This window comes from Pseudomonas sp. HMWF021 (genome assembly GCF_003061005.1).
GTDB lineage: Bacteria > Pseudomonadota > Gammaproteobacteria > Pseudomonadales > Pseudomonadaceae > Aquipseudomonas.
The window spans coordinates 36,930-43,049 of record NZ_QAIK01000170.1 but is presented as its reverse complement, the minus strand read 5'-3'; the positions used below and the strand labels follow the sequence as shown (position 1 = coordinate 43,049).

The following is a 6,120-nucleotide window of genomic DNA, read 5'->3' as shown; positions in this document are numbered from 1 at the left end:
CGCCGACAGCCGCGCGATTGCGTTTGACGGTGGGGCCGGCACCGGCTGGGACACCGTGGACTATTCGGCGTCTGCCGAAGCGGTCAACGTCGAAATTCGCCCGGGCACCTCTTCAGTGGCGACTGGCGGTGATGCACAGGGCGACACCCTGACCAACATCGATAAAGTCATCGGTTCGGCGTTCAACGATACCTTCACTGCGGCGGCTATCAGCTACGCAAACTTCGAAGGTGGCGCCGGTGACGACATCTACTACGTCAACGGTGGCGGCGTGACGGTCATTGAACAGGCCGGTGGCGGCAATGATGAAATACGTGTCAGTTGGAAAGAGCACGCAATGGCGGCCAACGTCGAGCGCATGACTTACACCGGTACGGCTGCATTTACCGGCACAGGCAATGACAGCGACAACATCATTATCAGTGGCAGTGGTAATGATCTGCTGAAGGGCGGCGGCGGTGCCGATCAGTTCTTCGGGGGTGCGGGCATGGACACTGTGTCCTATGACGACAGCACCGTGGGCGTCAGCATCAACCTGAAAACCGGTGTCAGTACCGGGATCGCGTTGGGCGATACCTACGACAGCATCGAAGCATTCACTGGCTCGAAGTTCAACGACGTCTTTGTTGGCAGCTCCGCTGTGTTCGCCATCAACGGCGGCACCGGCCTGGATATGGTCAGCTACGAGTCGTCGGACAGCGCGGTCACCATCGACCTGAAAACCAACGCCAACGCCGGTGATGCGGCAGGCGATACCTTCGCAGCCATCGAGATCTTCCAGGGCAGCCGGTTCGCCGATACGTTCCTGGGCTCCACCGCCAACGACAACTTCGTGGGCGGAGCCGGTGCCGACGTGTTCGACGGACGTGAAGGCATCGATACGGTCTGGTACGCCAACAACGCCACCGCCGTGAACATCAACCTGCAGACCGGTGTCAGTCAGGGCGGTGATGCCGAAGGCGATGTATTCATCAATGTCGAGAGCCTGATCGGGACGAGCTTCAATGACACGCTGACCGGCAACGCGGCCGCCAATGGTCTGGAGGGTGGTGTGGGCAACGACGTCATTTATGGCGGTGATGGCAACGATGTCATCTATGGCAGCCTGTACACCCCGCTCGGACCGTTTGCAGTCAATGTTGCAGCGGTTGGGCCGCAGGCCGACCTTCTGTATGGCGGCAATGGCAACGACACCATCGTTGCAGCGCCCGATGACCGTGGCACCCAGGCCTTTGGTGAAGCCGGTAATGACACCATTACCGTGGTGTATGGCATGGCTGACGGTGGTGAGGGCGACGATCTGCTGACCGGGACTGGCGCCGGCTACTCGCTGTTCGGTGGTGCAGGTGCTGACAAACTGTTTCTGCAGGGGCCGGGTTCGGCGTTCGGCGGTGAGGATAATGACACCTACACCGTCAATACCTCGAGACTGGTCACCATTCAGGACAATGGCACCAGTTCCGGCGACAAGTTGGTCCTGACGAACATCAGCGCTCAGCAACTGCTGCTTGATCGGGTCGGCAATGACCTGTTCCTGCATCAGTACAGTGTGTTCGAAGGCCAGACTCCGGAAGACGGCGTGCGACTGAAGGACTGGTTCGCAGGTTTCAACAATATTGAATATATCCAGTCGTCTGACGGCAAGTTCATCAACCTGCCAACCGGCAATGACGGGTTCACCCTGTTCGGCTGATCGCTGAATCCGATAGCTTCACACCTGCAATAGGGATGAAACTATCTGTTTGATGTATGAGGGGGGCTGACCCGGTTTGCATGAACCGGATCAGCCCCTTTTTTGCGCCGGCTGATTGGCTTTGCGAGCTGGCGCGTTTCCTGCAAGTCACCCCTCAAATCGCCATAAAACGAGCGCTCGCGGTCATTGCCCCTGCGCCCGAAACGGCAGAAAGGTTTAGCCAGAAGGCCGTAGCGCTCAAGAAAGCGACGTGCAGCCCTGTGACAAACGAGAGGGGAGATGATGAAGGCAGTTATTTTGGCGGGTGGTCTGGGCACGCGCATCAGTGAAGAGTCGCACCTCAAGCCCAAGCCGATGATCGAGATTGGCGGCAAGCCAATTCTCTGGCACATCATGAAGCAGTACTCCGCCCACGGGATTCACGACTTCGTGATTTGCCTGGGCTACAAGGGGTACGCGATCAAGGACTTCTTCGCCAACTACTTCCTGCACACCTCCGACGTGACCTTTGACATGCGGGAAAACCGCATGGACGTACACCAGAATTACAGCGAGCCGTGGCGCGTGACGCTGATCGATACCGGGGAAGAAACCATGACCGGTGGCCGCCTGCGCCGCGCCGCACGGTATCTGGAGAAAGAAAAAGCGTTCTGCTTCACCTATGGCGACGGTGTCTCGGACCTGAACATCAGTTCGCTGGTGGATTTCCATCTGACCCACGGCAAACTGGCGACAGTGACGGCCGTACAACCGCCGGGACGCTACGGCGCTCTGGATCGTGACGGTGATCGAGTGCTCGGGTTCACCGAAAAACCCCGGGGCGACGGTGGCTGGATCAATGGCGGCTTTTTTGTGTTGTCGCCCAAGGTTCTGCCGCTGATAGAGGGCGACGAGACGTCCTGGGAATCCGGGCCGCTCGATGGTCTGGCCGCGCGCGGTGAATTGATGGCTTATCAGCACGATGGTTTCTGGCAGCCAATGGACACCCTGCGTGACAAAAACCACCTCGAAGCGCTGTGGCAAAGCGGGGAGGCCCCATGGAAGCAATGGGCCTGAGTGCGGATTTCTGGCGCGGCAAGCGCGTACTGGTCACCGGTCACACCGGTTTCAAGGGCAGTTGGCTGACCCTGTGGCTGCAAAGCCTCGGCGCGCAAGTCAGCGGTTTCGCCCTTGATCCTTCGACCGAACCGAGCCTGTATGAACTGGCGCGGGTTCACGAAGGGATCAACGATCAGCGCGGTGATCTGCGTGATCTCGGCGCATTGCTGGAGATCATCGCCGACACCGAGCCGGAGATCGTTTTGCACCTGGCTGCGCAGCCACTGGTGCGTGAGGGCTATCGCGATCCGCTGGGTACTTATTCCAGCAACGTCATGGGCACGCTGAACCTGCTCGAAGCGATCCGTCAGGTCGGTTGCGTGCGCGCCTGCGTGCTGGTGACCACCGACAAGGTCTACGCCAACAAGGAATGGCTGTGGCCGTACCGCGAAGACGAAGCCCTCGGCGGTCACGATCCTTACAGCAGCAGCAAGGCTTGCTGCGAACTGTTGGCGCAGTCTTATGCGGCGTCGTTCTTCCCGGCCGACAAGTACGCCGAACACGGTCTGGCCCTGGCCACCGCGCGCGCAGGCAACGTGCTGGGTGGCGGTGATTTCGCCCCTGAACGACTGATTCCCGACGTGCTCAAGGCCTGGACTGCAGACGAGCCGGTGACCCTGCGTTATCCGCAAGCCGTGCGCCCGTGGCAGCACGCGCTGGAGCCGCTGGCCGGTTACCTGCAACTGGCTGCCGGCCTCTACGAGCAAGGCCCGGAATACGCCGGGGCGTGGAACTTCGGGCCGGGCGAGGCCGACATGTGCAGCGTCGGCGAAGTGGTCGAACTGCTCGCCAGTCGCTGGCCACAGGCGCGCGGTCTGCGCATCGAAAAAAGCGAACTGCACGAGGCCGGTCTGTTGCGCCTCGACAGCAGTCGCGCCCGTCAGGTACTCGGCTGGCAACCACGCTGGACCTTGCAGCAATGCCTGACCCAGACCCTCGACTGGCACCTGGCGTGGCAGAACGGCGATGACATGCGCAACGTCACCCTCGGCCAACTGAACCTGTACCGGGGCGCGCTGTGAGTGAGTTTTCCTTGAAACCGTTGCCGCTTGCCGGGCTGTTCAGCGTCCAGCACAAACGCTTCGAAGATCAGCGCGGACATTTCGCCCGGTTGTTCTGCGAAGGCAGCCTGAGCGCGTTCGGCAGCGAATTTCATATCCGCCAGATCAACCATTCCTGCACCCGTGAGAAGGCGAGTGTGCGCGGTCTGCATTATCAGAATGCCAATGCGCCGGAAGCCAAGTTGATCACCTGCCTGCGCGGTGAAGTGTGGGACGTGGCGGTGGATCTGCGCCCTCATTCCGAGACCTTTCTGCACTGGCACGCCGAGCATCTGAAGGCCGGTGACGGCCGCAGCCTGTTGATTCCCGCGGGGTTCGCCCACGGATTCCAGACCCTGACCGACGATGCCGAACTGCTTTACCTGCACAGCGCCGATTACGCGCCGCAGCACGAGGGCGGGCTGTCGGTGAACGATCCACGGCTGGCGATTGCCTGGCCGTTGCCTGTCAATAATTTGTCAGCGCGTGATTCCAGCCATCCTGCGCTCGATCAACACTTTGCCGGAGTGCGTCTATGAACTGCCGTGGGTGCGCCGCACCGCTGAGCCTGCCGCTGATCGACCTCGGCACCTCGCCACCGTCCAACGCCTACGTGCACGCCGATCGGCTGGAGCAGGCCGAGCAATGGGTGCCGCTCAAGGTCGCGGTGTGCCAGCAATGCTGGCTGGTGCAGACCGAGGACTACACCTCCGCCGACAGCCTGTTCGACGCCGAGTACGCCTATTTCAGTTCGTTCTCCAGCACCTGGCTGGCCCATGCCGAGCGCTATGTCGCCGAGATGGTCGAGCGCTTTGGCCTGAACGCCGACAGCCGCGTGGTGGAAGTCGCTGCCAACGACGGTTATCTGCTGCAGTACGTCGCCGCTCGCGGCATCCCGTGCCTGGGCGTCGAGCCGACCCGCAGCACCGCGCAAGCGGCGCGGGAAAAAGGCCTGCAGATTCGTGAACTGTTCTTCGGTCGCGAGACGGCTGCACAGCTGCACCGCGAAGGCTGGGGGGCCGACCTGATGGCGGCCAACAACGTGCTCGCGCATGTGCCGGACATCAATGACTTCCTCGGCGGTTTCGCCACGCTGCTTAAGCCGACCGGCGTCGCCACCTTCGAATTCCCGCAACTGCTGACGCTGATGGCGGGTGCGCAGTTCGACACCCTGTATCACGAGCACTATTCCTATCTGTCCTTGACCGCTGTGCAGACCCTGTGTGAGCGCAATGGTCTGCAAGTGTTCGACGTCACTCAGTTGAGCACTCATGGCGGTTCGCTGCGGGTGTTTGTGCAGCGCAAGGACGGTGAACGCCGCGCGGTGCAAGCGGCGGTGCAGCAACAGCTGCAGGCAGAAATCGCTGCCGGGGTGAAAACCCCCGAGTATTACGCGACCCTCGCGCCGGCAGCCGAACGCATCAAGCACGAACTGCTGCGCTTCCTGTTGCAGGCCAGGGCCGAGGGCAAGCGTGTGGTCGGTTACGGCGCAGCCGCCAAAGGCAACACCTTGCTCAATTACGCCGGGGTCAAACCCGATCTGCTGGCGTGGGTGGCCGATGCCAACCCGCACAAACAGGGCAAGTTCCTGCCGGGCAGTCGCATTCCGATTGTTGCGCCCGAACGCATTGAGCTGGAAAAACCCGACTACATCCTGGTCCTGCCGTGGAACCTGTTGAGTGAAGTGACACAGCAGTTGGCGTCGGCCAAAACGTGGGGCGCACGCTTTGTCGTCGCCGTTCCGGAGTTGAGTATTCGATGAGCAGAATTCATTACACCAAACCGAGCGTTGGCGAACTCGAAGCCCGCTACACCCTCGATGCTGTACAGAATGGCTGGGGCGCGCGCTGCTATGAATACCTGACACGTTTCGAGCACGGCTTCGCCGAGCACCTGGGCGCAACGTATGCGATCGCCACCTCCAGTTGCACCGGAGCCCTGCATATGGGGATGGCAGCGCTTGGCATTGGTGAGGGCGATGAAGTGATCCTGGCCAACACCAACTGGATTGCCTCGGCAGCGCCAATCACTTATCTGGGGGCGACCCCGGTGTTTGTCGATGTGCTGGCCGATAGCTGGTGCCTGGACCCGCAACGGGTCCGGCAGGCGATTACCCCGCGTACCAAAGCCATTCTGGCAGTACACCTGTACGGCAATCTTTGTGACATGGATGCCTTGCTGGCCATCGGCAAAACATTCGGCATTCCTGTGATCGAAGATGCGGCGGAAGCCATCGGTTCGCAGTGGCGCGGGCGGGCTGCCGGCTCGCTGGGCGCATTCGGTGCCTTC

The 6,120-nt window shown here is 61.1% G+C and carries 6 protein-coding genes; all 6 read left to right on the top strand.

From position 1 onward, the window contains the following. The coding region (locus DBR18_RS24675; protein ID WP_305891545.1) for a calcium-binding protein at positions 1-1,693 on the top strand (1,693 nt) is incomplete at its 5' end. Positions 1,694-1,975: 282 nt separating this feature from the next. Continuing rightward, positions 1,976-2,749 carry a glucose-1-phosphate cytidylyltransferase gene (gene rfbF / locus DBR18_RS24670; RefSeq protein ID WP_108592273.1) on the top strand — a complete coding sequence of 258 codons (774 nt, stop codon included), beginning with the start codon at positions 1,976-1,978 and terminating at the stop codon, positions 2,747-2,749. After that, positions 2,731-3,813, top strand: a complete 1,083-nt coding sequence (gene rfbG / locus DBR18_RS24665) for a CDP-glucose 4,6-dehydratase (RefSeq protein WP_108592271.1) — start codon at positions 2,731-2,733, stop codon at positions 3,811-3,813. The genes rfbF and rfbG overlap by 19 nt, the downstream gene beginning before the upstream one ends. Beyond that, entirely contained in the window at positions 3,810-4,370 is a 561-nt protein-coding gene (locus DBR18_RS24660) for a dTDP-4-dehydrorhamnose 3,5-epimerase family protein (RefSeq protein ID WP_108592270.1), read from the top strand. The genes rfbG and DBR18_RS24660 overlap by 4 nt, the downstream gene beginning before the upstream one ends. After that, a complete protein-coding gene (locus DBR18_RS24655; RefSeq protein WP_108592269.1) occupies positions 4,367-5,593 on the top strand; it encodes a class I SAM-dependent methyltransferase in 1,227 nt (408 codons plus the stop codon). Before DBR18_RS24660 ends, DBR18_RS24655 begins: the two co-directional genes overlap by 4 nt. Further along, positions 5,590-6,120: DegT/DnrJ/EryC1/StrS aminotransferase family protein (locus tag DBR18_RS29880; RefSeq protein WP_256588925.1), on the top strand; the 531-nt coding region annotated here is incomplete at its 3' end. The genes DBR18_RS24655 and DBR18_RS29880, both read left to right, overlap by 4 nt.